This window comes from Dietzia sp. WMMA184, from assembly GCF_002441635.1.
Taxonomy (GTDB): domain Bacteria; phylum Actinomycetota; class Actinomycetes; order Mycobacteriales; family Mycobacteriaceae; genus Dietzia; species Dietzia kunjamensis.
Map to the genome: position 1 here is coordinate 2,648,293 of NZ_NXEI01000001.1, position 26,037 is coordinate 2,674,329.

The following is a 26,037-nucleotide window of genomic DNA, read 5'->3' on the forward strand; positions in this document are numbered from 1 at the left end:
TTCTTCGCCTGGCAGTAGCGGGGACCGCCCCGGCGCCCACGGCGATGATCTTCAGGAGGTCGATGGTGACGAGCCGCATACGGGAGGCCGTCATGGGGCTGCCGCCGGGAGCTTTCGCCTTCGTGATGGCGACGGGGATCCTCTCGGTCGGACTGTCCCGGCAGGAACTGGCGGGGGCGTCGCGCATCGGCCTCGTCCTGGCCGGCACCGCCTGGGTGGCTCTTCTCATGCTCACGGCAGGCCGACTTCTCTGGTATCGCGACCGGGTCGTGGCCGATATCCATGACCCCGGCCGCGCCTTCGGGTTCTTCACGCTCGCGGCGGGGACGAATGTGCTCGCCGTCCGACTGGCCGACGATTACCGCCTTCTCGCGGTGGGGCTGCTCGCTCTCGGCTTCGTCACCGGGCTGCTGCTCGCCCTATGCGGTGCCCTGGACCGCAGTCCTGTCCCGGACCGAGCGACCGGTGCTGTCCGAGGCCGATGGGACCTGGTTCATCTGGGTGGTCGCCGTCCAGTCCATCGCCACCGCGTCGGCCAGTCTCGAACCTCTGGTGCCCACCGGGAGAGGCGAACTCGCCGTCGTAGCGGTGGTGGCATGGTCGGTGGGGATCGTTCTCTACGCCGCCTGTGCGGTGTTCGTGGCCCTGCGTCTCATGCTCTATCCGCTGCGGCCACGGGATCTTGACCCGCCGTACTGGGTGGCGATGGGCGCCGCGGCGATCACGGTGGTCGCCGCGGCGCCAAAATCGTCGAGCTGACGTCCGCCCCGATGGTGGACGCGACGGCCGGACTCATTTCTGGACTTACCGTGCTGTGGTGGGCCTGGGCGACTTGGCTGATCCCGCTTCTCATCTCGGCCGGGGTGTGGAGACACGTGGTGCACCACATTCCGCTGCGTACGAGTCGTCCTGGTGGAGCGTCGTGTTCCCGCTCGGCATGTACGCCGTCGCCGGGATGTATGTGGGGCGGGCCGATTCACTGCCGATCGTGGAGCAGATCGGTGCGGCGTGGATGTGGGTCGCCCTCCTCGCGTGGCTCGTCGCCACCGCGATGATGGTGTGGTCCTGGTTCAGACCCCGTCACGGTGAGCGCGCCGACGACACAGGGTAGGCGAGGTGGGCACCCACCGCGGCCAACCGTCCGCGCTGCGGCCCTGCTGTGCCAGACGACCCCTGGCGACGACCGAGATCGTCGACAGGGGTCGAATGGAGCGTGTCGCCTCAGGGCTGCCGCGGCTCAGCCTGATGACGCTGTTCGCGCAAGCGGTCGCGGTGGAGGAAGGACAGGGCGACCATGGCGAGGCCCAGGATCAGGTGCAGCCAGTTGTCGGCCGTGTTGAGCGGCACGAAGTTGGCCGCCGAATCGTGGCCGATCACCAGGCCATAGACCCACAGGGCCAGGTAGACGATGCCGCCGGCCAGTAGGTAGATACGAGCCTGTGGGGCGGTCCGGGACATCAGGATCCCGACGACGCCGTAGAGCAGGTGGACGATGTTGTGGAGGATCGACACCTGGAACAGGCCCAGCAGCATGGCCTCGGATTCGTGGCCGGCGAACTGCATGGTGTCGTACGCGGCGGTAATCCCGGGGATGAAGCCGGCGATCCCCACGAGCAGGAACACCACGCCGAAGGCGAGGGCTACGTACTGGACGGGGGAGCGGTGCCGGGCCGGGCGAGCGGGTCTGGGTCGTGTCCGTCATGAGTCCATTCCTTTCTCGACTGATCGACATCGGAAGTGACGCTGTCCCGACCTTAAACAGCAGGGGCCGGATTGAAAACCGGTGCCGGGGGTCGGAGCGCTCGTCGGAGAACGCGATCCACCGTTGCGGCACTTACCCTAGGGGGGTACCGTATGTGCCATGGCCGAGCATGGATACACCCCGCACAAGGAGGACCACCTCAAGCGGCTGCGCCGCATCGAGGGTCAGGCCCGCGGGCTGCAACGGATGGTCGAGGAGGACAAGTACTGCATTGACATCCTCACGCAGGTCTCCGCCATGACCCGGGCCCTGCAGTCCGTCTCGCTGAGCCTGCTCTCCGAGCACCTCGGGCACTGCGTCGCCGGCTCCATCGCCAGCGGCAGCCCGGAGGAAGCCGAGGCCAAGCTCGCCGAGGCCAACGCCGCCATCGCCCGCCTGGTCAGGTCCTGATCACCGCGCCGTCCGATCGCGGGCCCCGACAGTCACCGCACACCCACCACCCGAACGAGGAGAACACCATGTCCGCCACTGCCACCTACACCGTCTCCGGCATGACCTGCGGCCACTGCGTCGCCTCCGTGACGGAGGAGGTCTCGGAAATCTCGGGAGTCACCGAGGTCGAAGTCGATCTGGAGTCGGGTCGCCTCGTCGTCGTCTCCTCCGACCCGGTCGATCCCGCGGCGGTCCGCGCCGCCGTGGACGAGGCCGGGTACACAGTCACAGCGCAGGAGTGAGCACACCATGACCACCACCGACAGCCGGGACACGGCGCTCTCCGCCGGGACCACCTTGGTCGAGCTGCAGATCGAGGGAATGACCTGCGCCTCGTGCGCCAACCGGATCGAGCGCAAACTCAACAAACTCGACGACGTCACCGCCGAGGTCAACTACGCCACAGAGAAGGCCCGCGTCCGGATCCCCGAGGGCCTGCAGCCGCAGCTGCTGCTCGATACCGTCGAGCAGGCCGGGTACCACGCGCAGCTGCCGCGTCCCCGGAGCACTCAGCCACGCACGTCCGCGCCCGGCGGGGGCGACGCGTCCGGTGCCGCGGCCGACGCCGGGCAGTCGACCGGCCACGCAGGCAACGCCACCGACGACACCGCCGCGCCCGACCGGGTCGACGAGCTGCGCCAACGCGTGATCATCTCCGCCGTCCTGTCGATCCCCGTGATCGCGATGGCCATGGTCCCGGCGCTGCAGTTCACCAACTGGCAGTGGCTGTCGCTGACGCTGGCCGCCCCGGTCATCGTGTGGGGCGCGTGGCCGTTCCACCGCGCCGCCGCGATCAACCTGCGCCACGGTGCGTTCACCATGGACACGCTCGTGTCCCTGGGCACGTCCGCGGCGTTCCTCTGGTCGCTGTACGCCCTGTTCTTCGGCCACGCGGGCATGCCCGGGATGACCCACGGGTTCGAGTTCAGCCTCTCGCCCAGTGACGGCGCCGGCGACATCTACCTCGAGGCCGCGGCCGGGGTGACCACGTTCATCCTGCTGGGCCGCTACTTCGAGGCGCGGTCCAAGCGCACGGCAGGCGCCGCATTGCGGTCGCTGCTCGAGCTGGGCGCCAAGGACGTCGCCGTGCTTCGCGGGGGTGTTGATGGCGGGCGTGTGGAGACCCGCATCCCGGTGGAGGATCTGCAGGTCGACGACGAGTTCGTCGTCCGCCCCGGCGAGAAGATCGCCACCGATGGCGAGATCGTCGACGGCGCCTCCGCGGTCGACACCTCGATGGTCACCGGCGAGTCCGTGCCCGCCGAGGTCGGTCCCGGCGACGCCGTGGTGGGCGGCACCGTCAATGCCAGCGGCCGCCTGACCGTGCGCGCCACCCGCGTCGGTTCCGACACCCAGCTCGCCCAGATGGCGCAGATGGTGGAGGACGCCCAGTCCGGCAAGGCCGCCGCGCAGCGCCTCGCCGACCGCATCTCCGGGATCTTCGTCCCCGTCGTGCTGGTGCTGGCCGTGGCGACGTTCGCCTTCTGGATGCTCACCGGAGGCGGCGCCGCCCTGGCGTTCACCGCGGCCGTGGCGGTGCTCATCATCGCCTGCCCGTGTGCGCTCGGCCTGGCCACGCCGATGGCCCTGATGGTGGGCACCGGCCGCGGCGCGCAGTTGGGCATCCTCATCAAGGGCCCCGAGGTCCTGGAGTCCACCCGCAAGGTCGACACGATCGTCCTGGACAAGACCGGCACCGTCACCACCGGTCAGCACGCATTGGTCTCTACGACTGTCGCGACCGGTGAGGATCGAGCCGAGGTGCTGCGCCGCGCCGGGGCCGTGGAGGACGCCTCCGAGCACCCCATCGCCCGTGCGATCGCCGCCGGCGCGCGCGAGGCGGTCGGCGCGCTTCCGGCGGTCGAGGGCTTCCGGAACCACGAGGGCCTGGGCGTATCGGGCCGGGTAGGTGGCGGCGCCGGTGCCCGCGGTGCGGTCGGCGCGGACGCCGTGGAGGGTGTCGACGACGATGAGGTGGTCGTCGTGGGCCGGCCCGCGCTACTGGCAGAGCGGGGCATGCCGCTGCCGCAGGAGCTGGAGGTGGCCCTCGGCGAGGCCGCGCAGGCCGGCCGCACGGCGGTCGCAGTGGGCTGGGGCGGGAAGGCCCGCGGGGTTCTCGTGGTGGCCGATCAGATCAAGGACACCTCGGCTGAGGCCATTCGTCGCTTCCGCGAGCTCGGGCTCACGCCCGTCCTGCTCACGGGCGACAACGCCGCCGTGGCCGCCTCGGTGGCCGCCGAGGTCGGGATCGATCCCGGCCCGGAGACCGTCATCGCCGAGGTCATGCCCGCGGAGAAGGTCGAGGTGGTCCGCCGCCTGCAGTCCGAGGGCCGGGTCGTCGCGATGGTGGGCGACGGCGTCAACGACGCGGCCGCCCTCGCCACCGCCGACCTGGGTCTGGCGATCGGCACCGGCACGGACGCGGCGATCGAGGCCTCCGACCTCACGCTGGTCCGCGGCGATCTACGCTCGGCGGCCGACGCGATCCGGCTCTCGCGGAGCACGCTCGGCACCATCCGGGGCAACCTGTTCTGGGCGTTCGCCTACAACGTCGCGGCGCTCCCGCTGGCCGCGGCGGGGCTGCTCAACCCGATGATCGCGGGCGCCGCGATGGCGTTCTCTTCGGTGTTCGTGGTGGCCAACAGCCTGCGGCTGCGGAGGTTCCGCGCGACCATCTGACCACCCCCTCGCAGATCCGCTACTCCGAATCGGCATCCGCTAGTCCAATTGGGCTCGCCGATCCCGATTCGGAGTAGCCGATTTCGCGGCTGGGGGCGGCCGGGGTGCGTCGGCGACCGGCTGCACCGTCGGGTGTCGCGTGGTTCGGTGGAGTTATGAGCTCTCACATGACTCCCGCGAGCGGTAACCCCGCTAGCCGTGACCGAGCGACAGGCCCGGGGCCCGCCGGACTGCCGGGAGGGCCCGCCGACGCCGGCGGATCCGGTGAGCTGGGCGCCCCCACCGGCTGGGCGCTGCCCATCATCACCCTGCTGGGGACCGCCGCCGCGATCGTGGCCGCGTTCATCGGCAGTGGAGCGCTCGGCGGCACCCCGATCGCCGAGGCTGCCGGCGGGGTGCTGTCCGCCGACGCGACCCCGGTGGCTCCCGCCGGGTCGGCGTTCAGCATCTGGAGCGTGATCTACCTCGGGCTCGCCGCGTACGCGATCTGGCAGCTGACCCCGATGGCCCGGCGCTCCGCCCGACAGGCGGCGCTGCGGCCGTGGGCGCTGGCCTCGGTGCTGCTCAACGCCGCGTGGATCTGGTCAGTGCAACTGGGGTTGATCCTCGGCTCGGTCATCGTGATCGTGCTGCTGCTGGCGGTGCTGATCCGCATCATGTTCATTCTCGGCGCGCCGCGCATCGGCGGGGTGGTCGAGACCGTGGTCACCGACGGCACGTTCGGCCTGTACCTGGGCTGGGTGTCGGTGGCGTTCTTCGCCAACACCTACGCGTGGCTCGCGAGCGCCGGCGTCGAGGTGGTGACCGAGGTGCCTTTCGGGATCGTCGGCATCGTCGTGGCCGCGGCTGTCGGCGTGGCGACCGCGCTCATCAGTGGCGGGCGCATCCCACCGGCGCTGGCGACGGCCTGGGGGCTGGCGTGGGTCGCCTACGGTCGCACCTCGGGCGCCCACGAATCGGCGGCCCTGGTGTGGACGGCGGCGATCGCGTCGGTCGTGGTGGTCGTCGTTGCCCTCGTCCGGCGACTCACGGTCGGCAAGAGGCAGCGGCGCCGAGCGGCTCAGCCAGCCAACGCCGTGGAGCGCACGGCCCAGTAGGCGGCGCCCGCGACTGCGCCGATCACCATGGCCGGGCCGAACGCGATGCCGCTCTTGGCCCCCACCCGACCCGCAGCTAGCAGCACGAGTGCGACGACGGCGTTGATGACGAACGCGGCCAACGTCCCGGCGAGCACGGCGGGCCAGCCCAGCCAGCCGAGGAACGCGCCGAGCGCGCCGGAGAGTTTGACGTCGCCCAGGCCGAGACCGGACGGATTGATGAGCGCCAGCACGAAGTAGAACGCGAGCAGCGCGGCCGCGGCGGCGGCGGCCCGACCGAGCGAACCCCAGACATCGAACATCGCGGCCGTCACGGCCAGTCCGCCGAACACCACGGGGTACAGCGGCAGGACGATCTTGTCGGGCAGTCGGAAGACCGCGAGGTCGACCGCGATCAGTAGCGCGCACCCCACAGCCAGTGCAGCGAACGTCACCAGATCGGCCCAGCCCAGAGCCAAGTACGCGGCACCGAAGCCTCCGGCCGCAGCCAGCACCACGTGCAGGCCACTGCGCAACCACCGGGAATCGGACTCGGCGAGGGAGCGCATCCACCGCCCGAGCGCCGCCGCGGCCAGCCCGGATACGACGGCCGAGGCCACGGCGATCACGACGAGCATGTCAGGAGAACGCCTCCATCATGTTGATCACGGTGGGACCGAGCAGCACGATAAACAGTACGGGCAGGATGCACGTCAGGAGCGGGAAGATCACCTTGACGGGCACCTGCTGAGCCTTTTCCTCTGCGCGCTGGCGACGCTTGACTCGCATTTCGCTCGCCTGGGTGCGCAGGACGTCGGCAACGGAGATGCCGTAGGCGTCGGCCTGGATGATCGCCCGGACGAAGCGCCGCAGGTCGGGGACGTCGGTCCGCAGGGCAAGCGACTCGTAGGCGGTACGGCGAAGCTGGCCCACCTGGATCTCCTGCAGGGTGCGGATGAGCTCCTGGGCGAGCGGGCCGGTGCCGTTGCGACCGGCTCGGGCCATGGCGGCGTCGAAGCCGAGGCCGGCCTCGACCGCGATAGTCATCTGGTCGAGGGTGTCGGCAAGCTCGAGCTGGATCTCGTCATTGCGCTCCTGGCTGCGGCTGCTCAGGAGCAGCTCGGGCAGGAAGTAGCAGACCGCCGCCGTGCCCAGAACAAGGAGCAGCAGGAGCGGCTCCGGCTTGGCCCGCAGCAGCAGCAGGCCCAGCAGGATCACGACGAGTGGCAGGACGATCTTGGCCACCACCAGCCGCGGGAGTGACCAGCCCGTGGGTCGGCCGGCGCGGATGGTCAGCCTCTCGAGCCTGCGGATGGTGCCCGTCGGCGTGAGTCGGCGGGCGACCTCGTACAGGCGACTGCGGGAGTCGTCGTCGTCGACCCCGGTGAGGTCAACGGGCGCGGCGGCGTACCCCTCGTCGATCCCCCGGCGGAGGTTGGCGACGGTGCGCGCGCGGACGGTGTCGCGGCCGGCGAATACCGCGAAGGCCAGCATGAAGACCGAAGCGGTCAGAACGAACACGGCCACCGCGGCAGGCAGTGAACTCACGCGGGGCTCCTTTCGAGGGGCGAGAGGGTAGGGGAGGAAGGGTGACCCTGAGGGAGGGGCCGACCCTGTCAGAACTTGATGCGGACGACCTTGCTCAACCAGATGCCGCCGATTGTCAGCATCACGACGCCGGCCGCGATCATCCCCCAGCCGAGCGGGCTCTGGGTGAGCACGCCGATGTAGGACGGGTTGGAGATAAACAGGAACCCGCCGATGCCGAACGGCAGCGCCATGAGGACGTACGCCGACAGCTTCCCTTCGGCGGCGAGCGCTGCCACCTGCCGGCGGATCTGGTTGCGTTCGCGGATGGTGTGGCCCACGGCGTCGAGAACCTCGGCGAGGTTGCCGCCGACCTCGCGGTTGATCGCGATGGCCTGGGTGACCCACACGAAGTCCTGGCTGCCCATCCGGTTGGCGGTCTCCTCGAGGGCGGGGCCGAGGTCGCGGCCGACGCGGGTCTCGTTGATGATCCGCGCGAACTCCTCGGACGTAGGTTGTTCGGCTTCGCGTGCGACGGAGGCCAGCGCCTGCAGCATGGAGTGTCCGGCGCGCAGGCTGCTGGACATGAGCTGCAGGGAATCGTCGAGTTGGTCGGCGAACTTGGCGCGACGGCGAGAAGCGAGAATCTGTAGAAGGGCGTAGCCACCTGCGGGCGCGAGAAGGGCCAGGAACGTGCCCATCAGCGGACCGACGAGGATGAGGCCGAGGGCGAACGCGACGATCGAGGCGACGACGACGAGGAAGACGTAGTCCTGGAGCCCCATGCGGACTCCGGCGCGTTCGAGCTGGCCGGCTCCGGTGGTCCCGCGGCGGCGCAGGAGGGAATCGATTGCCTCGGTGGCGGCGGTGGCCGCGCGGCTGATCGGTCCGGGTCCTTCGGCCATGCCGGGCCGTCGGCGTTCCCGGGGAATCCGCCCCGGCGCGGGAGAGAGGATGAGGTAGCCGCCCGTGAGCAGCGCGAGCGTGAGGGCGGCGATCGCGAACCCCGCGGGGGACAGCAGCGTCTGACTCATCGGATGGATCCGGGGTTCTCGGTGGTCGCGCCGAACACGCGTGGGGACAGGGTGATGCCGAGTTCGTTGAACCGGTCGGTGAAGCGGGGCCGGACGCCGGTGGCCTGCGGCTTGCCGAGGAACTTGCCGTCCGGGCCGAGACCGGCGGAGTAGTCGAAGAGAAAGGCATCCTGCAGGGTGACGGTCTGGCCCTCCATGCCCTGGACCTCGGTGACGGCGGTGACGCGACGGGTGCCGTCGCGGAGCCGGGTGAGCTGGATGATCACGTCGACCGCGGAGGCGATCTGCTCGCGGATGGCCCGCAGGGGCAGGTCCATGCCGGCCATGAGGACGAGGGTCTCCAGTCGGGCGATGGCGTCACGTGGCGAATTGGAGTGGACGGTGGAAAGTGACCCGTCGTGGCCGGTGTTCATGGCCTGGAGCATGTCGAGGGTCTCTCCGCCGCGGACCTCGCCGACGACGATGCGGTCGGGCCGCATACGCAGGGAGTTGCGCACCAACTCGCGGATCGTGATCTCGCCGCGGCCTTCGATGTTGGCCGGGCGCGACTCGAGACGGACCACGTGGTCCTGCTGGAGCTGCAGCTCAACGGCGTCTTCGATGGTGACGATCCGCTCGCCCTCCGGGATGTACGAGGACAGCACGTTGAGCAGGGTGGTCTTGCCGGAGCCGGTGCCTCCGGAGACGATGATGTTGAGCCGTGCCTCCACGCACGCCTGGAGCAGTTCGGACATCTCCGGGGTGAGAGTGCCGAACCGGATGAGGTCGTGCACCTTGAACGGGTCCTTGGAGAACTTCCGGATGGTCAGCGAGGAGCCGTTGACAGCGAGCGGCGGGATGACGGCGTTGACTCGCGAACCGTCGGCGAGTCGGGCGTCGACCAGCGGGGAGGATTCGTCGACGCGGCGGCCGATGCGGGAGACGATCCGCTCGATGACCTGACGGAGGTGTTCCTCCGAGGCGAACCTGGAGGGATGTCGAGTGAGCTGGCCTGCGCGTTCGACGAAGATCATGTCGGGTCCGTTGACCATGATTTCGGTGATCTCCGGGTCGTCGAGCATCTTCTCGAGCGGGCCGTGACCCAGCACGTCGGCCTGCACGTCGGTGATAAGTCGCACCCGCTGGTCGCTGGTGAGGGGGACGGTCTCGTCCTCGACAACCTTATTGAGCTCGCTCCGCACCATGGCGTGGAGTTGTTCCTCGGTGAGCGAGGGGTTGTTCAGGCGAGCACCGATGCGCTCGAATAGCGCGCTGGCCGCGCGCTCCTTGAGGGCGACCAGCGGATCGACAGTGGGATCGTCGGCGGGTGCGTTCCCGGAGGTCTTCGTGGACGGGATGCTGGTGGCCGTGGCCGGCTTCGTCGTCGTCCCCGTCGGGGCGACCACGGTCGGCGTCGAGGGCGGCGCGGCGGGGGCAGACGATGCGGCGTCGGACGCGGGCGTGTCAGTTCCGCTCGGAGCGACGCGGGCCGCGCGGAGACGTTCGGACAGGCTCACGCCTTCACCCGCTTCCGGCGGAGTCGATGCCGGCCACCTTCGGCGGTCAGTACGGCCGTCGCGGTGGGGCGCATGGGGGCCGGGGTGAACCGGTCGACCAGCTTGCGCAATTGCTTGGCCATCGCATCGCGGCCGTCGCTCTGCAGGAGGGGCACTCCCTGGTTGACCGACACGGGGACCGCCTTGCTGCGGGGGAGGACCAGGTCGACGCCGGTGCCGATGGTGGCCTCGACGTCGGCCTTGGTCAGCCCGCTGCGGGGGTCGGCGAAGTTCACCACGACGTGCCGCTTCTCGAGATTCAGTCCCAGGTCGCGAAGGATGTTCAGTTCCTTGCGCAAACCGCGGACCCCGGGCACGTCAAGGCTGGTCAGCGTGACCAGTTCGTCGGCCTGGTCGATTGCGGCGAGGGCGTGGTCGTCGAGTCCGGGAGCGGTGTCCACCACGACGTAACGAAATTCCGAGGCGAGGGTCTGCAGGAGCTGGGCCACGTCGGCGGCGGTGATGTCGTCGGCGTCGGCGGGTGAGGTCGGTCCGCACACGGCGTAGAGGCCCGTCTGGTGCTGGGTGAGGAACGTCTTGAGCACCATGGAGTCCTGGACGGCCGGGCCGCGGACCACGTCGAGGAGGGTGTGCTCGGGGTCCAAGTTGAGGGCGCTGGCCACGTCGCCGAACTGCACGTCGAGGTCGACGATCACGGTCGAGAGCGGGGCCGTCCGGGCCAGGCCGACCGCGAGATTGGTGGCGACGGTCGTCTTGCCGACTCCACCCTTGGGCGAGACGACGCTGATGACGCGGCCACGCGTGCTTGCGCTGCCGTTCATTGCGGGGTCGCCCGGACCCTGAGGTGCGGTCGAGGCGGCGACCTGAGCGGCCCGGCCGAGTACCGCGGCCAGCTCGCCGACCTCGGCTTCGGGGTGCACCACGTCGCACGCGCCGGCACGGAGGGCGGCGAGGGCGAAAGCGTCGGGATGTTCGCTCGCCAGCACCACGGCCATGCCGGGGCACTCGGCGGCGAGCCGCGACGAGAGCTGCAGAGCCTCGTTGCGGCCGGCGGCGACGTCGATCACCACGACCTGGGGGATGGCGACGCCCGGTCCGAGTTCCTGGAACAACTGCGACGGCCCGCCGGGGAGCGGGCGCCCCGCGATCATCGAGATCGGCTCGCCGGCCGCGGTGGCGACCCTCCCGCGGAGGTCGGCGGAATCGGTGGCGATCAGTATGCGGCTCATCAGTAGAAATCCCTTGCATCGACCCGGCCGGTGCCGTCCTGCGGAACGGTGGAATCCTCGAGTGACAGCCAGATGCTCCCGTGCTCGACTGAGAACGCGACCGTTTGGGCCTGGTCAGTTGTGAGCGCCATCGTGATCATGGCGCCACCCTCTGGGACGGGTGCCGCGTCGGGGTTCTCGATCCCCTCGTTCGGCTGGGTCGCACCGAGCCCGCCCTGGACGCGGGTCACGAGGATCTTCCGCAGGACCAGGTGGGTGGATCCGTCGCCGAGGGTGACGAACACGCCGACCGTGTCCCCGGGAGTGACGGTACCGCCGACGACTCGCGGTGCCTCGAGGGGGATGGTCACCTGGTGGTAGCCCTCCGGAACCGGAATGCCTCCGAACCGCTCCAATGACTGGCGGGTCACGAATCGGGCGCCAAGGACCTGCTCGCCGGCCTGGAGGTCGGTCGCGGCAACGCGGCCGGCCACCTCTGCGAGTGAGCGGACGGCATCGGGTCCGACCGCAGCCTTGGGCAGGCGCTGGATCGTCACTGACGCGGCGACTTCTTCAGCAGGTGTCCCCTGGGCTATGGGTGCGGACACGACCAGCACCTCGATCGGGTCCATGTTCGCCATCGCGCGACTGTCCGCGTTGTTGACGTAGCTGACGAGCAGGACTGCGCCGAGGACGGCGAGCGCACCGGCTGCAATAGCCGAGACGAGACGTCTGTTCATGGGTCTCTCACTAGTCAGGTAGTAGGTGGACGGCGGAAGCGCCGAGGTTCGGTGCGCCCGGGCCGTAGTCGAAGTCGGGGTCTGTGGTGTGCATCTCGGTGAAGTACCCGCCGATACAGCGGTCGTTCCCGCGGCAGGGCGGGTTCCAACTCTGTCCGGAGAAGTTGTATCCGGTCACGGTGAAGGCGGCGTAGCCGTAGACCCGGTACCAGGCGCCTCGGCCGTTCCCGCCGAACTCGCCGTCGAACACGGGTAGGAGGACGGTCTTTCCTCGGATCGTGGAAAGGTCGCACCGCTTCGGGGTGTTGCCTGGTTCGCTGTACGCGTTCGTACCGATTCGGGTGGTTGCGTGACAACTATTGCCAGTGTCTGTTTCCAGCCAGCCGAATCCGCCGGGCACGTAGTTCCCGTTCTCAGTGCACCCGGTGTTCGCGGTCTTGGTGGACAAGATGATGCGCTCGAGGGTGCCCGATGGGAGACCGCCGCCGGTCTGGGCCTTGAAGTCGCATAGGGAGAAGATCAGTGGAAGGACGGCTGTTCCACCGATGGGAGAGCCCCAGGCTGCGCTCGCGGAGGCTGCAACCTCGGTCGAGTCCACTCCGAGGACGGGTGCAAACCAGTGGGAGCGGACTGCATAGCTGGCCACGGTAACTCGGCCTGTAGCCGCGGTCGGAACGGACGGGAGGCTAGCCACCACCTCGCCCGAGTTGCTGTTGAGTTCTGCGAAGCTTTGCGCGGTCGCACGCGGCGACCCGCAGGCGTCGCGAGCACAGTCCTGGGCGATCGCCAGGGCTGCGGCGTCGGCGCCTGCCTGGATTTGCTGCTTCTCAGCATGGACAGCGGCAATGTCGATCGAGATCGCTGCGAACCCGATGAGCGGCACCATGAGTACGGCGACTATGACGGCGACAGCGCCACGATCATCTCTCATCCGAAACATCGCATGGTCCCCCTGCCAGTGAGGGTGAGGTCATCTATAGGGAGGAACCCTGAAACCAGCGCGAACGGGTACGAGATGGTGACCGATACCTGTCCAGGGGTGGTGGTAGCGGAAGAGCAGCTAGAGGGTGTGACGTCGATCATCGCGTCGGTGAGGGTGAGGGAGGGGGCGGAATCCGCAACCGTCGCACGTGCAGCCGTGGCGCTATCTTGCAGCGCCATCACCCGAACGCCATCGCGGGCAGCGTTGGAGAGTGTCGTTTGCACGTGGTAGGCGCGCCCGAACTCCAGAATTCCGATAACCAAGAGCAGAAGTATGGGCAGTACAAGCGCGAATTCGACAGCGGCTGATCCGCGGTCACGTGAGGGCGTGAGCATTGCGGCGCCTGAGGGAGAGGGTGGGAGGGACGTGGGGGAGGAGATTCGGGGCCAGCGCAGCGAAAGGTGTGACGCTGCGCTGGCCCCGGTTTGATTAGCCCTAGGCGCCAGCGGCGGGAACCTCGGGAATGGTGGTCGAAACATCGGTGAAGAGATCCGTGAGGCTGTCGCCCAAGAGGATGACCGCGGCGATAATTGCGACCGCAATCAGCCCGACCATCAGGCCGTACTCCACGGCGGTCGCGCCGCGGTCCTTGCGGTTCTCGAAGCGATCGTCGAGGAACGCCTGGAAGGTGGCCATGAGGGCATAGACCTGGTTCATGATGAACCCTTTCTTGCGAGGGATTGAGCCGGTGGCTCGAGGGGGAGGGACGCCCCCTCGGCTGTCGGAACAGTCTGTGATGGGGCTGAGAAGAGTATGCACCCGCTTCTCAGGTTGTGCAAGCGTTCAGATATGTTTGCGTGATGAACTTCATAGGAGGCGCGCATTTGCCATGCTCGCGGTCCCTGCTCCCCCGAGATAGTGACCAGCGCAACGAGTCTCGGAGGCGCTGGCCGGTCCGCTCGTGCACGACATCAGGACGCCGGTCCGTTAGCTCGGCTGCGAGGTGAACGGCACCTGAGTAAGGAGTGAAAGTGACTTCTTACTTTGTGGTAGTGGTCGCCGGTGTGTGATCTGCCAGCGAAAATGCCTGTCACATGCGCGGTTGCGTGTCGGGTCCGCCTCGGTACCGTCACTTACACGACGCCGTCCGAGGAGGTTTGTGATGACCGCACGCACCGTGTCCACCGCCCGCCGCGCCCGGAGGAGTTCGACCTTCGTGGCCCTGTCTGCAGCCGCGCTTCTGCTGGCCTCATGCGGCACCGGAGAGGACTCTCCGGCCGCAGGGGGTGACGTCACGCCCCAGGACGGTGCGGCCGACACGTCAGAGACCGCAGCGTCCGAGACCAGCACCTCCGAGACCACCACAAAGACGTCCGGCCAGAACGCCGGCGGCCAGGCGTTCGCGACCGCCGAACTGGTGAACCCCGAGGGTGAACCGCGGGGTACCGCCGAGTTCGTAGAGTCCGATGGCGGCACTCTCGTCACCGTCAACGCGACCGACCTGGAGCCCGGATTCCACGGCCTGCACATCCACGGCGCGGGCCTGTGCGAGCCCGACAGTGAGAACCCCACCCAGCCGGGCGAGCGGGGCGCGTTCCTCTCCGCCGGCGGGCACCTGGCCGGTCCCGGCGGCGAAGCGAGCCACCCCGAGCACGCCGGGGACCTGCCGACCCTCTACGTGACCGAGGACGGCACGGCCCGGATCGTCACGCTCACCGACCGCCTGGACCGCGACCTTCTCCTGGACGAGGACGGCTCGGCCGTGATGGTCCACGAGAACTCGGACAACCTCGCCAACATCCCCGAGCGCTACGCGCCCGAGGGGGCCGACGAGGAGACGCGCAACGCCGGCGACGGCGGTAGCCGCGCGGCCTGCGGGGTCGTCACCGAGCAGAACTGACACCGAGCAGAACTGACTACTTCTGCCGCGGCACCCGGCCCATGAGGTAGAACTCCGGGTTCGGGCGCATGTCGGTGGCGTTGGCCAGCCGGTTGCTCAGCCCGAACAGCCCGGTGATCGCGGCGATGTCCCACGCGTCCTCGTCGTCCAGGCCGTGCTCGTGCAGGGCGGCGAAGTCGGCGTCGCCCAGTTCGTCGGAGTGCAGGTTGACCTTGGTCGCAAAATCGCAGATCGCCCGCTCGCGCGGCGTGAGGTCGGCCTTGCGGTAGTTCACCGCCAGCTGGTCGGCGAGCATCGGCGCCTTCTTGACGATCCGCAGGATCGCCCCGTGCGCCACCACGCAGAACAGGCAGCTGTTCTGCCCGGAGATGGTCACCACGATCATCTCCTTGTCCGCCTTGGACAGGTTGCCCTCGCGCTCCATCAACGCGTCGTGATAGGCGAAGAACGCCCGCGACTCGGCGGGGCGGCGCCCGAACATCAGGAACACCTCGGGCACGAACCCGGCCTTCTCCTGCTCGGCGAGGATCCGCTCGCGCAGGTCATCGGGCAGGTCGTTGAGCTCGGCGAGGGGATAGCGGTCCGACATGGAGGTCTCCGGGGCGTAGACGGGCGAGGGGTCGCCTCAGCGTAGGACGCACGCGGGATCGCCGGACGCGTTCAGCGGGCCCTCCCCCGCGCTCCCCACCTGCGCTCAGGACTCGCGGAGCTGACCCCACACGTGGACGTGGTCGATCTCCACCCACGCGTCCACGCGGGCGCGGTCGCGCACCGGGTACGGCTCGCCGGTGTAGTGCGTGCTCAGGGCGTCGATGCCGGACAGGTCCGGGTCGTCGGCGATCTCCACGACCCGCCCCTGGATGCTCGCGTGGGTGTACCAGTCCTCGGACGCGATGACGGACAGTGCCACCCGCGGGTCGCGCCGGAGGTGCTGCAGTCGCACGCGGCCGGCGTCGAGGTTGAGGTGGATCCGGTCGCCCTCGACCAGCCGGTACCAGGTCGGCACGGTGACCGGGGAGCCGTCCTTGCGCAGCGTCGCCATGACGGCCGGGTTGGGTGCGAGCAGGACGGCGCGGGTGTCGTCGTCCAGGTGGGAATCGGTCACGGCGGGGATCCTTCCATCGGCGTTGCGGTTCGCCCCCAGTGTGCGCTGCCCGACCGCGACGGCGCACGAACCGGTCGGTAGCCAGATACCCCGCAGGGTTTTACGGTGGCTGATGTACCTGTTCCCCCAAGGAAAAAGGACACAGCACGATGCTTTTCGAACGCATCTATGACTACGACCTGGCCCACGCCAGCTACTTCATCGGCTGCCAGAGCAGCAGCGAGGCGATCGTCGTGGACCCCAGCCGCGACCTGCGGGCCTATTTCGACATGGCCGACCAGCACGGCATGGGCATCGTCAAGGTCACCGAGACCCACATCCACGCCGACTACCTGTCCGGCACCCGCGAGCTGGCCGCCGCGACCGGCGCCACCGTCTACCTCTCCGACGAGGGCGGTGACGACTGGCGCTACGGCTTCGAGGGAGAGCGGCTCCGCGACGGCGACACCATCGAGCTCGGCAACGTCCAGCTCAAGGCCGTGCACACCCCCGGCCACACGCCCGAGCACCTCATGTTCCTCGTCACCGACGGCGCGTTCGCCGACGAGCCCGGCTACGCGCTCACCGGCGACTTCGTGTTCTGTGGTGACCTCGGCCGACCGGACCTGCTCGACGAGACCACCGGCGGCAACGCGTCGAACGACGAGGACACCCGCGTCGACAGCGCCAAGCAGCTGTTCGCCAGCCTGCGCGAGCGCTTCCTCACCCTGCCCGACCACGTCCAGGTGTTCCCGGCCCACGGCGCGGGCTCGGCCTGCGGCAAGTCCCTGGGGGCCTTGCCGTCCAGCTCGGTGGGTTACGAGCGGAAGTTCGCGTGGTGGCCCAAGTACGTGGAGAACGACGACGAGGAGGGCTTTATCTCCGAACTCCTCGACGGCCAGCCCGACGCGCCGGCGTACTTCGGGCGGATGAAGCGCGAGAACCGGGACGGCCCCTCTGTGCTCGGCAATCCCCTACCAGAGCTGCGGGAGCTGCCCGCCGAGGAGGTGGCCTCCGGCATCGAATCCGGTGACCTCGTCGTCGTCGACCCCCGCCCCGCCGACGACGTCCACGACGGCACCGTCGACCGCGCCATCAACCTCCCCGCCGGCCAGGCGGGCACCTACGCCGGTTGGGCGATCGACCCTGAGAAGGACACCCGCGGCCTGGTCTTCCTCGCCGAGGACGCCGAGGAGGCTGACGAACTGCGGCGCCACGTCATCCGCGTGGGCGTCGACACCACGCGCGGGTACGTCACCTCCACCGACGGGCTGCCCACGTTCCGCCCGGAGACCGTGGACCCGAAGGACCTGGAGTCCCACCAGCACGCCATGGTGCTCGACGTCCGCGCCACCTCCGAGTACTCCGGCGGCCACGTTCCCGACGCCACCCAGCTGCACGGTGGCCAGGTGATGTGGGAGCGCGACGAACTGCCCGACTCGGGAAAGATCGTCACCTACTGCCAGTCCGGCACCCGCAGCTCGGTGGTCGCCAGCTCACTGCGCAGCGTCGGTTACGACGTCACCGAGCTCGGGGGCAGCTACTCCGCCTGGGAGGACGCCGGGATGCCCACCGAGTGACCGGCCGGCCGTTGCGCCGCCACCGGCCGGGGCCCCACGGCCTCGCCCGCGGGCAGGAACCGGCCCGCCGCGAACCCCCGGCCGTAGCCCTCGGCGAACTGACCGTCGGACCACACCACGTGGCCGCCGATGATGGTCGCCGCGACCGCCCGGTCGTTGCGGTTGACCATCCGGCGGATCCCGCCGAACTCGTCCATGGCCTCCTCGTGGTACCCGAGGGACTCGCCGTCGAGCCCGGACGGGTCCACCACCACCACGTCCGCGCGCGCGCCCACCTGCAGGCGCCCGGCGTCGAGGCGGTAGAAGTCCGCCAGCTCGCCGGTGAGCTTGTACACGGCCTCCTCGGTGGTGAGGAACGGCGTGCCCTTGAGTTGCGCCTGGTGCACGCGCTCGAGCAGACGGATCCCGAAGTTGTAGAACGCCATGTTCCGCAGGTGCGCGCCGGCATCGGAGAAACCGATCGTCACGCCCGGGGTCCGCGCCAGCCGGTTGGCGACCTTCTCCCGCGCGTTGGCGATGGTGGTGGTCCACCGGAAGTCGGTGCCGTACTCCACCACCAGGTCGAGGTAGGCGTCCGCCGGGTGGAGCTTCCGGGCGCGCGCGACGTCGCCGACGGTCTGGCCGACCAGTGACTCGTCGGGGCAGGCCACGATGAGCGCGTCGTCGAAGTCCCGGTGCCACACGCGTGGGCTGAAGCGCTTCTCGAAGTCGCGGCGGAACCAGCGCCGGTAGCTCTCCTGCTTGAGTAGGTCGTTGCGTGCCACCTCGTCGGCCAGGTGGAGGGCCTCGCGGCCGGAGCCGAACTCCTCGAACACCACCAGGTCGATCCCGTCGGCCCACACCTTGAACGTGGTGGGCAGATGCTGCCACACGAACATGCCCTTACCCAGCGTGTTGGCGGCCCAGGCGATGGGCCGGAAGATGCGGTTGACCCAGGGCTCGGCCAGCGTGTCGGCGGCGGAGAGCAGCGAGACGCGCAGGGGCTTGCGGAAGAGCCCGGTGCTGGTGGCGGCGTAGAAGGCCACGTCGACCTTGGTGTTGAGGTTGGGCACGCCCTGCAGGACCCGGTCACGACGACGAAGAAGGCGGCTGATCCGGCGGAATTCACCCCACGAGGCGTGCGTCGAGGGCAGCGTGCGGGAGCGGTAGCGGTCGCCGTCCATCTTGTCCCAGGGATTGGTCATGGTGGACACGCCGAGGAAGCCCTCGTCGAGAGCGGCGTTGATGCGGCGGTCGATCTTCCGCAACTCGTCGCGGCTGGGGGACTGCTCGGGGTCGGTCGCCCGGCCCAACCCCATCACCGAAGCGCGGACGTCGGAGTGACCGAGGAACGACGCGACGTTGGGCCCCAGCGGCAGGTTCTCGACCGTGCGCCGCCAGTCCGCCGGTCCCGACCAGGTCTTCTTCTGCTCGAGCGCCTCGAGCACCGAGTCGCGGGGCAGGGCCTCGACGCGGCTGAACAGGTCGGCGACGTCGACGGCGCCCGAGTACACGCCCGAGATGGAGCAGTTGCCCACCAGGACCGTGGTCACCCCGTGCCGAACGGATTCGCCAAGGCCCGGGGAGACGAGCAGCTCGACGTCGTAGTGGGTGTGGGTGTCCACGAACCCGGGCGTCACCCACCGCCCCTCGGCGTCCACGACCTGCGTGCCCGGCGAGACGGGCAGCGGCGCCGGGCTGATCGCCGCCACGACACCGGCCCTGATCCCGACGTCCGCGCGGACGCCCGGGGCGCCGGTGCCGTCGAAGACCGTGCCCCCGCGGATGACGACGTCGAAGTCCGCCCCGCCCGGGCTGGCGTTCTCGGCGTTCTCAGCGTTCTCAGCGCGATCGGCGCGATCGGCGTTCTCGGTGATGCTCACGAGGAACTCCTCTTGATGTGATGTGGAACACAGCTGCTCCCAGGCTACTCGGACATTCGTCCATGTCCAGCCCGGGTTGGCGCCGGGCTGTGTCGGGGTCGCCGAGTAGCGTGGCCGCCATGACGACCCGCACGGAGCGCCTGGACGGCCTGCCGTTCACCCGCAAGCACCGCAAGCTGCTGCTCGGCTCGGGCGTGGGCTGGGCACTCGATGCCATGGACGTCGGCCTCATCTCGTTCGTCATGGCGGCATTGGCGGTCCACTGGTCGCTCTCGCCCACCGAGCTGTCCTGGGTCGGGTCGATCGGGTTCGTGGGGATGGCGATCGGCGCCGCCCTCGGCGGACTGCTCGCCGACAAGATCGGTCGACGCCAGGTCTTCGCCGTCACCCTGCTGGTCTACGGCCTCGCCACCGGCGCGGCGGCCCTGTCGACCGGCATCGCCATGCTCATCGTGCTGCGGTTCATCGTCGGCCTGGGCCTGGGCGCCGAGCTGCCGGTGGCGTCCACGCTGGTCAGCGAGTTCGCGCCGCGGCGGATCCGTGGCCGGGTGGTGGTGATCCTCGAGGGGTTCTGGGCCGTCGGCTGGATCATGGCCGCCCTCATCGGCTACTTCGTGGTGCCGGTCGGCGACGACGGGTGGCGGTGGGCCCTGGCCATCGGGATCATCCCGGCCGCGTACGCGCTGGTCGTGCGATTCGGACTGCCCGAATCGGTGCGCTACCTGGAATCGACGGGCCGCGTCGACGAGGCCGAGCGGATCGTCCGCGACTATGAGGCGTCCGCGGGGGTCGAGCCGCCGGCCGCGCCGTCCACGGCCGCGCCCGCTCATGCCGGCGCCGACGGGGCCGCGCCCGTCGCCGGCGGCGCCGCGCTCGCATCGCCCGCCGAGCCCGCCGAGCCCGCCGAGTCCATCTGGTCCGCGCGCCTGCGGAAGCGCACCGCCGCCCTGTGGATCGTGTGGTTCGGGATCAACTTCTCCTACTACGGCGCCTTCATCTGGCTGCCCAGCCTGCTCGTCGCGCAGGGCTTCGATCTGGTGAAGTCGTTCGGCTACACGCTCATCATCACCCTCGCCCAGCTGCCGGGGTACGCGGTGGCGGCGTGGCTCATCGAGATCTGGGGTCGGCGGGTCACGCTCGCGGTGTTCCTCACCGGTTCGGCGGTGGCGGCCGGACTGTTCGGCCTGGCGGACTCCCCGGCCACGATCATCGCCGCGGGCATGGCGCTGTCGTTCTTCAATCTCGGCGCGTGGGGAGCCCTGTACGCGATCGGCCCGGAGCTCTACCCCACCTCGACCCGCGGGTCCGGCACCGGCGCCGCGGCGGCGTTCGGGCGGATCGCCTCCATCATTGCGCCACTGCTCGTGCCGCTCCTGCTCGATCTGGGCGACACGGTGATGGTCTTCGGGGTCTTCGCGGCGGCCTTCGTCGTCGCCGCCCTCGCCGCCTTCACCCTTCCCGAGCGCAAGGGCTTTGCACTGGAAGACACCTGAGCTCGAGGACACCTGACCGCGGCCGTCCGGCCCGGATGCGGTGCGGCCCCGCGGATGTGACGATGGCGCGGTGACCACTCGCGTGATCGGCGCACTCGTCGCCGTCCTCGGCCTGCTCGTGGTGCTCGGCGGGATCCTGCTGGGCAGCATCGGCGTGTCCACGGGGGGCTTCGTGCAGCGGGTGGACTGCGGGACCTACTTCAGCCCCGACTACACCGAGGCCCGCGACAAGGACAACGCCCTCACCTCGCTGAGCTGGAAGGACCTCCTCCGGGGAGAGCGCCCCCAGCCGAGCACGGAGGCGCAGGAGGCGTGTGATGTCGCGCTTGCCCAGCGCCGGGTCCCCGTGCTTGCCTCCCTGGGGATCGGAGCGACGATCGTGGCCGTCGGCCTGGGGATGGGGCTGTTCCCCGTGGTGGCCACTGCCCTGGCCAGGCGTGATGAGGCCGACCGCATCGGCGGGCGGAACAGCGGCACCAGCGGTGGGGGCAGTGGCACCCGCGCGGGGAGCGGTGGCCCACCGAACGCGACCGGGTAGGTCAGTCGCGGTTCTCCCGCCCGTCACCCAGCTCACGGATCCGCTCGGTCGCCGCCCGCAGCCGCTCCTCGCGCGCTTTCTCGTCGGCCTTCTTGAGCTTCTCGTACGTCTTCTCGTCGGAATCCGTGTAGCGCAGCACGAGCCGGGGGAGGCCCAGCGTGAGAACCAGCGAAGGCCACACCATCCACGCGTACTGCCAGTCCACGATGATCTGCAGGACGAGGAACGTGATGAGCGTCAGTCCGATCACCACGCCGTCGAGCGACTCGACCAGCTTCCCGCGCCTGCGCAGGTCCTCCAGGTCGGCGTCGGTGCCGCGGGTCGCGGGCGCCCCGGCGCCTGTGGGGGACCCCGGCGACAGGGCGGACGAAGTCGACGAGGACGACGACGAGACCTCCAGCTCGCCACCGGTGGCAGTGGCCGACTGCACGATCATGCCGTCGACCGAGGTCAGCGGCGTCCCGCCGGGCAGGTCGACGAACGAGCCGCGGAGCTGGCCGAGGGTGCGGGACGCGGCCACGTCGCCGGACCGGGCGTGGAACTCGGCGTCGTCGAGCCGGCCGGACGCGTAGTGGTCGCCGAGCGCCATGAGGGCGTGCAGCCGCTCGGAGTCGGAGAGCAGCAGGTCGTCCGGGTCGGTCATGGGCTCAATGCTAGAACCGCTAGGCCCTCGATGACATAGGGGAACGCCCCGATGCGCCCGGCGGGGTGCCGGTGGCTTTCCGGGCTGGGGCGCGGGTCCGGCGTGGCGACTCGGTGTCACACTTCGCGGTGCTCGTGCGTCGAAGAGGCATGAGCACACCACGACGCAGCACCGAACAGCGCAAACAGGTCAGCGCGGGCGCGATGGCACCCATGTTGGCACTCGAGGCCTACTCGCGGGCGCGGGTCTCCCGGGAGGACAGCCACCTCATCCGGCTCCGCGTCTCCGCGGTGAACGGCTGCCGCTATTGCCTGGCCATGCACCGACGCGATGCCCGCAGGGACGGCTGGAGCGGCACCCGGATCGCGGTCTCCGAAAACTGGCACGCCCACGCCGACGAGCTGTCCCCGGCCGAGCGGGCGGTCCTGGCGTTCGCGGACGCCGTCACCCGCATCGACGGTGAGGACTCCGTGCCCGACGAGCTGTGGGACGAGGTGGTCCACCACCGGGGCGAAGGTGGGGCTGGACAGCTGGTCATGGAGATCGTCACGATCAACGCATGGAACCGGATAGCGATCGCCACCCGCAAGGACCTGGCGACGCTGCGCGGTCTCGTCCCGAGCGACCTGGAACCGGCGACCCGGCAATGACCGTGGCCCCGCCCGCGACCCCCGCGGCCGGCCCCGCGCTACCGGACCGTGCCGCGCTGGAGCGGGTGCGGGGCCGACTGCTCGGGGTGGGCTACCGCATCACCGGGACCTGGGCCGACGCCGAGGACGCCGCCGACGAGGCGCTGGCGCGGTGGGTGGCGCTCGATCCGTCGTCCGCGCCCAGGAACGTCGACGCGTGGCTGACCACCGTGGCGACGCGGCTGTGTCTGGACCGGCTGCGCAGGCGCAAGCGGGAGGACTACGTGGGCGAGTGGCTGCCCGAGCCCGTCGACACCGCCCTGCTGCCGGCAGACCGGGCCGAGCGTCGCGACGATCTGCGGATCGCCGTGCTGCTGGCCTACGAACAGCTGGGCCCGGATGAGCGCGCGGCGTTCGTCCTTCGTGAGGCGTACGACCTGCCCTACGCCAAGATCGCCGACACCCTGGGCGTGGCCGTGGCCACCGTCCGCCAGTGGGTGAGCCGGGCCCGGCACCGCCTGGCGTCCGACCTCCGTCCACCCGAACCCGCCTCGGACGCGGTGATCTCGACCCTGGTCGAGGCCGTCCTGGCCGGCGATCTCCCGCAGACGATCGCCGCCCTCACCACGGACGCCCGCGTGATCTCGGACGGCGGAGGCAAGGTCAACGCCGCCCGCCGGGACATCGTGGGGGCCCGCAAGTGCGCCTACTTCCTCATCAAGGCGACGGAACTCTCGGGCGGGATGATCGCGCCCGTCGAGGTCAACGGCGAGGTCGCGCTGGCGGTCCTCGCCCGCGGGGTCCTGCGGGCGGCGCAGGTCGGTGTGGTCGACGGCCAGATCTCACGCCTCTACTTCCACAGCAACCCGGACAAGCTCACCCGGCTCGCACTGCCCGAGGGGTTCGCGCCGGCCGGACGGTCCTAGACCGGCGCCGGCACCCACATCGCCATCTCGTTCCCGCCGGGCTCGCGGAAATGGAAGCGCCGCCCGCCGGGGAAGTCGAACGGCTCGAACGTCACCACGCCGCTAGCGGCCTCGACCTGGGCGCGGGCCTCGTCGAGGTCGGGGACGCGGATCACCATGAGCGGTGCGGGGGACTGCTCGTCGGCGTCCCCCTGCACGCCCACGTCGATGCCCCCACCGGTCAAGCAGGCGTACGACCCCCCGTACACGGTGGGTTCCCAGCCGCAGACCGTCGCGAGGAACTCACTCGTGGCGGACATCGAGGTGCTGGGGAACTCGACCAGCGTGATTTCGAGAGGGATCCGTGGCATACCGCAGACGTTACGAGTGTTGACGCCGTTCAGTAAGGAGTTCCCGCACCAACTGTGGCCGACGTGGCGGCCGGGATTACCCTCGCGGCATGGTCTCGACGATTCCGGGGGTCCTGTCCTCGGGCGCGCAGGCAGCCCGGGCGTTCACCTACAGTTCCCCGGCCCGGTCGGCGCTCCTGGCGTTCGCGGCGGCGATCGTCGTCTTCACGGTACTGCTGATGATGCCCTGGGCCACCTCCTCGGGGCAGCACGCACACCTGCACGACGCGGTGTTCACCGCCACCTCCGCCGTGTCGGTGACCGGCCTGACCACAGTCGACACCGCGACCCACTGGTCCACGGCCGGGCAGGTGGTGATCCTGGCGGGCATCCAGGTCGGTGGCCTGGGGATCGTCACGATCTCCTCGCTGTTGGCACTCTCGGTGACCCGGCAGTTCGGGGTGCGTACCCGGCTGCTCGCCCAGACGGGCGTGTCGGCGGGCGGATTGGGCGAGGTCCGATCGCTGATCAAGACCATCATCGTCTCGTCCGCCCTGGTGGAACTCGTGATCGCGCTCATCCTCACGCCCCGGTTCATCGCCCACCAGGGCACGTTCGGGGACGGGCTGTGGCGAGCCGTGTTCTACGCGGTGTCGGCGTTCAACAACGCCGGGTTCGTCCTCCACCCCGACGGCCTGGCCTCGGTGGCCGACGACCCGGTCGTGTTCTGGGCACTGATCTGCGCCGTGTTCCTGGGCAGTCTGGGCTTCCCCGTCCTGTTGGTGCTGTGGAAGCACCAGTGGCACCTGGGACGCTGGAACCTCCACACCCGCCTCACGGTCGAGGTCAGCGTGCTGCTCATGCTCGTCGGGGCCCTCGGGTTCGCCGCGCTCGAGTGGGGCAACGGGGCCACCCTCGGTGGCGAGGGCGTGGTCGACAAACTGCAGCACTCGGTGTTCGCCTCGGTGATGATGCGCTCCGGGGGTTTCGCCATCATCGACCCCGTCGACACGACGGCGTCGACCATGCTCATCACCGACGCCCTGATGTTCGTGGGGGGCGGTTCGGTCTCGACCGCCGGCGGCGTCAAGGTCACCACCCTGGCCGTCATCTTCCTGGCCTTCCTCGCCGAGGCCCGGGGCCGGGAGGACGCCACGGCACACGGGCGCGCGCTGCCCACCTCGTCGATCCGGGTCGCGGTGTCCGTGGCCGGGATGGGGCTCACGCTGGTCGCCGGATCCGCCCTGGCCCTGATGATCCTCACCGGTGAGGATCTCGGACGCCCCCTGTTCGAGTCCATCTCCGCCTTCGCCACCTGCGGGTTGAGTTCAGGTCTCAGCGCTGAACTCGAGCCGGCGGGGGTGTACCTTCTGTCCGGGCTGATGTTCGCCGGACGAGTCGGCATCATCACCTTCGCCACCGCGCTGACCATGCGAGCAAAGCGGACCAGGTATCGCCTACCCACAGAGAGGCCGATCATTGGCTGATCGCACCCGTCGCCAGTCCCCAGTCCTCATCATCGGCCTGGGCCGGTTCGGCGTCTCCCTCGCCACCCAACTCGTCGGCCAGGGCCGGGAGGTCCTCGCGGTCGAACGCGACCACGGACTCGTCCAGAGGTACGCCGACTCCCTGACCCACGTGGTGGAAGCCGACGCCACCGACCTCGAGGCGCTCCAACAGCTCGGGGCCCAGGACTTCTCCACCGCCGTCGTCGGCGTGGGCACCTCGATCGAGTCGTCCGTGCTGGTCGCGGTGAACCTCGTCGACCTGGGGATCGACCAGGTCTGGGCCAAGGCGATCAACCAGGCCCACGGCAAGATCCTCACCCGCATCGGATGCGACCACGTGGTGTTCCCCGAGCACGACGCCGGCGTCCGCGTGGCCCACCTGGTGGCCAACCAGATGATGGACTTCATCGAATTCGACGAGGACTTCGCCATCGTCAAGATGCGGCCACCGCGGGACGTCATCGGCAAGTCGATCGACTACTGCCACCCGCGCAAGCGTCACAAGGTCAACATCGTCGGCATCAAGGCCCCGGGCAGCCCGTTCCAGTACGCCCAGCCGGAGACCATCATCGGCCCGGACGACGTCATCATCGTGTCCGGCCACGTCCGCGACCTGGAGCGGTTCGCGGACTTCTCCGAGCGCAAGAGGTAACGCGCGACACGCAACCT

Annotated in this window: 29 protein-coding genes and 1 pseudogene; 15 read left to right on the forward strand and 15 right to left on the reverse strand. The window is 69.7% G+C overall.

Going from position 1 to position 26,037, the window contains the following annotated elements; translation table 11 throughout:
- Nucleotides 1–125: 125 nt before the first annotated feature.
- The 3 genes and pseudogenes from CK206_RS20410 to CK206_RS20420 form a co-directional block, all read left to right on the forward strand.
- Nucleotides 126–356, forward strand: a pseudogene (locus CK206_RS20410) (tellurite resistance protein permease); the annotation flags it as partial.
- 70 nt (nucleotides 357–426) lie between these two features.
- A complete protein-coding gene (locus tag CK206_RS20415; protein ID WP_253695454.1) occupies nucleotides 427–759 on the forward strand; it encodes a hypothetical protein in 333 nt (110 codons plus the stop codon).
- 163 nt (nucleotides 760–922) lie between these two features.
- Nucleotides 923–1,111, forward strand: a complete 189-nt coding sequence (locus CK206_RS20420; RefSeq protein WP_007633035.1) for a hypothetical protein — start codon at nucleotides 923–925, stop codon at nucleotides 1,109–1,111.
- A 110-nt stretch (nucleotides 1,112–1,221) separates the two neighbouring features.
- Here the strand turns inward: CK206_RS20420 and CK206_RS12175 are convergent, their stop codons facing one another.
- Nucleotides 1,222–1,626: a DUF4383 domain-containing protein gene (locus CK206_RS12175; RefSeq protein ID WP_069388650.1), complete on the reverse strand. Its 405-nt coding sequence runs from the start codon at nucleotides 1,624–1,626 to the stop codon at nucleotides 1,222–1,224.
- A 235-nt stretch (nucleotides 1,627–1,861) separates the two neighbouring features.
- Here CK206_RS12175 and CK206_RS12180 point away from each other — a divergent pair, with 235 nt between their 5' ends.
- From CK206_RS12180 to CK206_RS12195, 4 genes are all read left to right on the forward strand, one after another.
- Nucleotides 1,862–2,152, forward strand: coding sequence for a metal-sensitive transcriptional regulator (locus CK206_RS12180; protein WP_007633032.1), 291 nt, complete (start codon nucleotides 1,862–1,864; stop codon nucleotides 2,150–2,152).
- 68 nt (nucleotides 2,153–2,220) lie between these two features.
- Entirely contained in the window at nucleotides 2,221–2,436 is a 216-nt protein-coding gene (locus tag CK206_RS12185) for a heavy-metal-associated domain-containing protein (protein WP_007633030.1), read from the forward strand.
- A 7-nt stretch (nucleotides 2,437–2,443) separates the two neighbouring features.
- Entirely contained in the window at nucleotides 2,444–4,873 is a 2,430-nt protein-coding gene (locus CK206_RS12190) for a cation-translocating P-type ATPase (protein ID WP_096906551.1), read from the forward strand.
- A 167-nt stretch (nucleotides 4,874–5,040) separates the two neighbouring features.
- A complete protein-coding gene (locus tag CK206_RS12195; protein WP_254050570.1) occupies nucleotides 5,041–5,970 on the forward strand; it encodes a TspO/MBR family protein in 930 nt (309 codons plus the stop codon).
- On the opposite strand, the gene CK206_RS12200 is transcribed toward CK206_RS12195, so the two are convergent.
- The 9 genes from CK206_RS12200 to CK206_RS12240 form a co-directional block, all read right to left on the reverse strand.
- Entirely contained in the window at nucleotides 5,934–6,587 is a 654-nt protein-coding gene (locus CK206_RS12200; RefSeq protein ID WP_096906553.1) for an A24 family peptidase, read from the reverse strand. The genes CK206_RS12195 and CK206_RS12200 overlap by 37 nt on opposite strands.
- Before the next feature lies 1 nt (nucleotide 6,588).
- A complete protein-coding gene (locus tag CK206_RS12205) occupies nucleotides 6,589–7,497 on the reverse strand; it encodes a type II secretion system F family protein (protein WP_254050571.1) in 909 nt (302 codons plus the stop codon).
- Nucleotides 7,498–7,565: 68 nt separating this feature from the next.
- Nucleotides 7,566–8,510 (reverse strand): type II secretion system F family protein, encoded by a 945-nt coding sequence (locus CK206_RS12210; RefSeq protein ID WP_096906554.1) that lies wholly within the window; start codon nucleotides 8,508–8,510, stop codon nucleotides 7,566–7,568.
- Nucleotides 8,507–10,006 carry a CpaF family protein gene (locus CK206_RS12215; protein ID WP_096906555.1) on the reverse strand — a complete coding sequence of 500 codons (1,500 nt, stop codon included), beginning with the start codon at nucleotides 10,004–10,006 and terminating at the stop codon, nucleotides 8,507–8,509. Before CK206_RS12215 ends, CK206_RS12210 begins: the two co-directional genes overlap by 4 nt.
- Nucleotides 10,003–11,235 (reverse strand): AAA family ATPase, encoded by a 1,233-nt coding sequence (locus CK206_RS12220; RefSeq protein WP_096906556.1) that lies wholly within the window; start codon nucleotides 11,233–11,235, stop codon nucleotides 10,003–10,005. Before CK206_RS12220 ends, CK206_RS12215 begins: the two co-directional genes overlap by 4 nt.
- Nucleotides 11,235–11,954, reverse strand: coding sequence for a Flp pilus assembly protein CpaB (gene cpaB, locus CK206_RS12225; protein WP_096906557.1), 720 nt, complete (start codon nucleotides 11,952–11,954; stop codon nucleotides 11,235–11,237). The genes CK206_RS12220 and cpaB overlap by 1 nt, the downstream gene beginning before the upstream one ends.
- A gap of 10 nt (nucleotides 11,955–11,964) precedes the next feature.
- Nucleotides 11,965–12,885, reverse strand: coding sequence for a TadE/TadG family type IV pilus assembly protein (locus tag CK206_RS12230; protein WP_254050572.1), 921 nt, complete (start codon nucleotides 12,883–12,885; stop codon nucleotides 11,965–11,967).
- Nucleotides 12,882–13,415 (reverse strand): pilus assembly protein, encoded by a 534-nt coding sequence (locus tag CK206_RS12235; RefSeq protein WP_317176497.1) that lies wholly within the window; start codon nucleotides 13,413–13,415, stop codon nucleotides 12,882–12,884. Before CK206_RS12235 ends, CK206_RS12230 begins: the two co-directional genes overlap by 4 nt.
- Nucleotides 13,372–13,593, reverse strand: a complete 222-nt coding sequence (locus CK206_RS12240; protein ID WP_096906560.1) for a Flp family type IVb pilin — start codon at nucleotides 13,591–13,593, stop codon at nucleotides 13,372–13,374. The genes CK206_RS12235 and CK206_RS12240 overlap by 44 nt, the downstream gene beginning before the upstream one ends.
- A 445-nt stretch (nucleotides 13,594–14,038) precedes the next feature.
- Here CK206_RS12240 and CK206_RS12245 point away from each other — a divergent pair, with 445 nt between their 5' ends.
- Nucleotides 14,039–14,776 (forward strand): superoxide dismutase family protein, encoded by a 738-nt coding sequence (locus CK206_RS12245; RefSeq protein ID WP_096906561.1) that lies wholly within the window; start codon nucleotides 14,039–14,041, stop codon nucleotides 14,774–14,776.
- Between the two features lie 16 nt (nucleotides 14,777–14,792).
- Here the strand turns inward: CK206_RS12245 and CK206_RS12250 are convergent, their stop codons facing one another.
- Nucleotides 14,793–15,365 carry a peroxidase-related enzyme gene (locus CK206_RS12250; RefSeq protein WP_096906562.1) on the reverse strand — a complete coding sequence of 191 codons (573 nt, stop codon included), beginning with the start codon at nucleotides 15,363–15,365 and terminating at the stop codon, nucleotides 14,793–14,795.
- A gap of 105 nt (nucleotides 15,366–15,470) precedes the next feature.
- Entirely contained in the window at nucleotides 15,471–15,881 is a 411-nt protein-coding gene (locus CK206_RS12255) for a PPOX class F420-dependent oxidoreductase (RefSeq protein ID WP_067718824.1), read from the reverse strand.
- Between the two features lie 149 nt (nucleotides 15,882–16,030).
- On the opposite strand from CK206_RS12255, the gene CK206_RS12260 reads away from it, so the two are divergent.
- Nucleotides 16,031–17,440, forward strand: a complete 1,410-nt coding sequence (locus CK206_RS12260) for a rhodanese-like domain-containing protein (protein ID WP_096906563.1) — start codon at nucleotides 16,031–16,033, stop codon at nucleotides 17,438–17,440.
- Here the strand turns inward: CK206_RS12260 and CK206_RS12265 are convergent.
- A complete protein-coding gene (locus CK206_RS12265) occupies nucleotides 17,401–19,206 on the reverse strand; it encodes an amidohydrolase family protein (RefSeq protein ID WP_254050694.1) in 1,806 nt (601 codons plus the stop codon). The genes CK206_RS12260 and CK206_RS12265 overlap by 40 nt on opposite strands.
- A gap of 215 nt (nucleotides 19,207–19,421) precedes the next feature.
- Between CK206_RS12265 and CK206_RS12270 the strand changes: the two genes are divergently transcribed.
- Both CK206_RS12270 and CK206_RS12275 read left to right on the forward strand, forming a co-directional pair.
- A complete protein-coding gene (locus CK206_RS12270) occupies nucleotides 19,422–20,795 on the forward strand; it encodes an MFS transporter (protein ID WP_096906564.1) in 1,374 nt (457 codons plus the stop codon).
- A 70-nt stretch (nucleotides 20,796–20,865) separates the two neighbouring features.
- Nucleotides 20,866–21,333, forward strand: coding sequence for a hypothetical protein (locus CK206_RS12275; protein ID WP_096906565.1), 468 nt, complete (start codon nucleotides 20,866–20,868; stop codon nucleotides 21,331–21,333).
- Between the two features lies 1 nt (nucleotide 21,334).
- Here CK206_RS12275 and CK206_RS12280 read toward each other — a convergent pair whose 3' ends face one another.
- Nucleotides 21,335–21,976 carry a DUF1707 domain-containing protein gene (locus CK206_RS12280; protein WP_069389580.1) on the reverse strand — a complete coding sequence of 214 codons (642 nt, stop codon included), beginning with the start codon at nucleotides 21,974–21,976 and terminating at the stop codon, nucleotides 21,335–21,337.
- Nucleotides 21,977–22,125: 149 nt separating this feature from the next.
- On the opposite strand from CK206_RS12280, the gene CK206_RS12285 reads away from it, so the two are divergent.
- Together CK206_RS12285 and CK206_RS12290 are read left to right on the forward strand one after the other, a co-directional pair.
- Nucleotides 22,126–22,626: a carboxymuconolactone decarboxylase family protein gene (locus CK206_RS12285; protein ID WP_254050573.1), complete on the forward strand. Its 501-nt coding sequence runs from the start codon at nucleotides 22,126–22,128 to the stop codon at nucleotides 22,624–22,626.
- Nucleotides 22,623–23,531, forward strand: a complete 909-nt coding sequence (locus tag CK206_RS12290; RefSeq protein ID WP_096906567.1) for a sigma-70 family RNA polymerase sigma factor — start codon at nucleotides 22,623–22,625, stop codon at nucleotides 23,529–23,531. Before CK206_RS12285 ends, CK206_RS12290 begins: the two co-directional genes overlap by 4 nt.
- Here CK206_RS12290 and CK206_RS12295 read toward each other — a convergent pair.
- Nucleotides 23,528–23,881 carry a VOC family protein gene (locus tag CK206_RS12295; RefSeq protein ID WP_096906568.1) on the reverse strand — a complete coding sequence of 118 codons (354 nt, stop codon included), beginning with the start codon at nucleotides 23,879–23,881 and terminating at the stop codon, nucleotides 23,528–23,530. The two genes, CK206_RS12290 and CK206_RS12295, sit on opposite strands and share 4 nt — an antisense overlap.
- An 89-nt stretch (nucleotides 23,882–23,970) precedes the next feature.
- On the opposite strand from CK206_RS12295, the gene CK206_RS12300 reads away from it, so the two are divergent.
- A complete protein-coding gene (locus CK206_RS12300; RefSeq protein ID WP_096906569.1) occupies nucleotides 23,971–25,347 on the forward strand; it encodes a TrkH family potassium uptake protein in 1,377 nt (458 codons plus the stop codon).
- The gene (locus CK206_RS12305) at nucleotides 25,340–26,020 is read left to right on the forward strand and encodes a TrkA family potassium uptake protein (protein ID WP_096906570.1); all 681 of its coding nucleotides are present in this window, start codon (nucleotides 25,340–25,342) and stop codon (nucleotides 26,018–26,020) included. The genes CK206_RS12300 and CK206_RS12305 overlap by 8 nt, the downstream gene beginning before the upstream one ends.
- Nucleotides 26,021–26,037: the final 17 nt, after the last annotated feature.

Coding starts and splice junctions, on each gene's coding strand:
- CK206_RS12190 (WP_096906551.1), top strand. CDS start 2,444: ATGACCACCACCGACAGCCGGGACACGGCGCTCTCCGCCGGGACCACC.
- CK206_RS12200 (WP_096906553.1), bottom strand. CDS start 6,587: ATGCTCGTCGTGATCGCCGTGGCCTCGGCCGTCGTATCCGGGCTGGCC.
- cpaB (WP_096906557.1), bottom strand. CDS start 11,954: ATGAACAGACGTCTCGTCTCGGCTATTGCAGCCGGTGCGCTCGCCGTC.
- CK206_RS12250 (WP_096906562.1), bottom strand. CDS start 15,365: ATGTCGGACCGCTATCCCCTCGCCGAGCTCAACGACCTGCCCGATGAC.
- CK206_RS12220 (WP_096906556.1), bottom strand. CDS start 11,235: ATGAGCCGCATACTGATCGCCACCGATTCCGCCGACCTCCGCGGGAGG.
- CK206_RS12300 (WP_096906569.1), top strand. CDS start 23,971: ATGGTCTCGACGATTCCGGGGGTCCTGTCCTCGGGCGCGCAGGCAGCC.
- CK206_RS12270 (WP_096906564.1), top strand. CDS start 19,422: ATGACGACCCGCACGGAGCGCCTGGACGGCCTGCCGTTCACCCGCAAG.
- CK206_RS12260 (WP_096906563.1), top strand. CDS start 16,031: ATGCTTTTCGAACGCATCTATGACTACGACCTGGCCCACGCCAGCTAC.
- CK206_RS12245 (WP_096906561.1), top strand. CDS start 14,039: ATGACCGCACGCACCGTGTCCACCGCCCGCCGCGCCCGGAGGAGTTCG.
- CK206_RS12285 (WP_254050573.1), top strand. CDS start 22,126: ATGAGCACACCACGACGCAGCACCGAACAGCGCAAACAGGTCAGCGCG.
- CK206_RS12295 (WP_096906568.1), bottom strand. CDS start 23,881: ATGCCACGGATCCCTCTCGAAATCACGCTGGTCGAGTTCCCCAGCACC.
- CK206_RS12235 (WP_317176497.1), bottom strand. CDS start 13,415: ATGTTTCGACCACCATTCCCGAGGTTCCCGCCGCTGGCGCCTAGGGCT.
- CK206_RS12195 (WP_254050570.1), top strand. CDS start 5,041: ATGACTCCCGCGAGCGGTAACCCCGCTAGCCGTGACCGAGCGACAGGC.
- CK206_RS12230 (WP_254050572.1), bottom strand. CDS start 12,885: ATGAGAGATGATCGTGGCGCTGTCGCCGTCATAGTCGCCGTACTCATG.
- CK206_RS12180 (WP_007633032.1), top strand. CDS start 1,862: ATGGCCGAGCATGGATACACCCCGCACAAGGAGGACCACCTCAAGCGG.
- CK206_RS12280 (WP_069389580.1), bottom strand. CDS start 21,976: ATGACCGACCCGGACGACCTGCTGCTCTCCGACTCCGAGCGGCTGCAC.
- CK206_RS12290 (WP_096906567.1), top strand. CDS start 22,623: ATGACCGTGGCCCCGCCCGCGACCCCCGCGGCCGGCCCCGCGCTACCG.
- CK206_RS12240 (WP_096906560.1), bottom strand. CDS start 13,593: ATGAACCAGGTCTATGCCCTCATGGCCACCTTCCAGGCGTTCCTCGAC.
- CK206_RS12210 (WP_096906554.1), bottom strand. CDS start 8,510: ATGAGTCAGACGCTGCTGTCCCCCGCGGGGTTCGCGATCGCCGCCCTC.
- CK206_RS12185 (WP_007633030.1), top strand. CDS start 2,221: ATGTCCGCCACTGCCACCTACACCGTCTCCGGCATGACCTGCGGCCAC.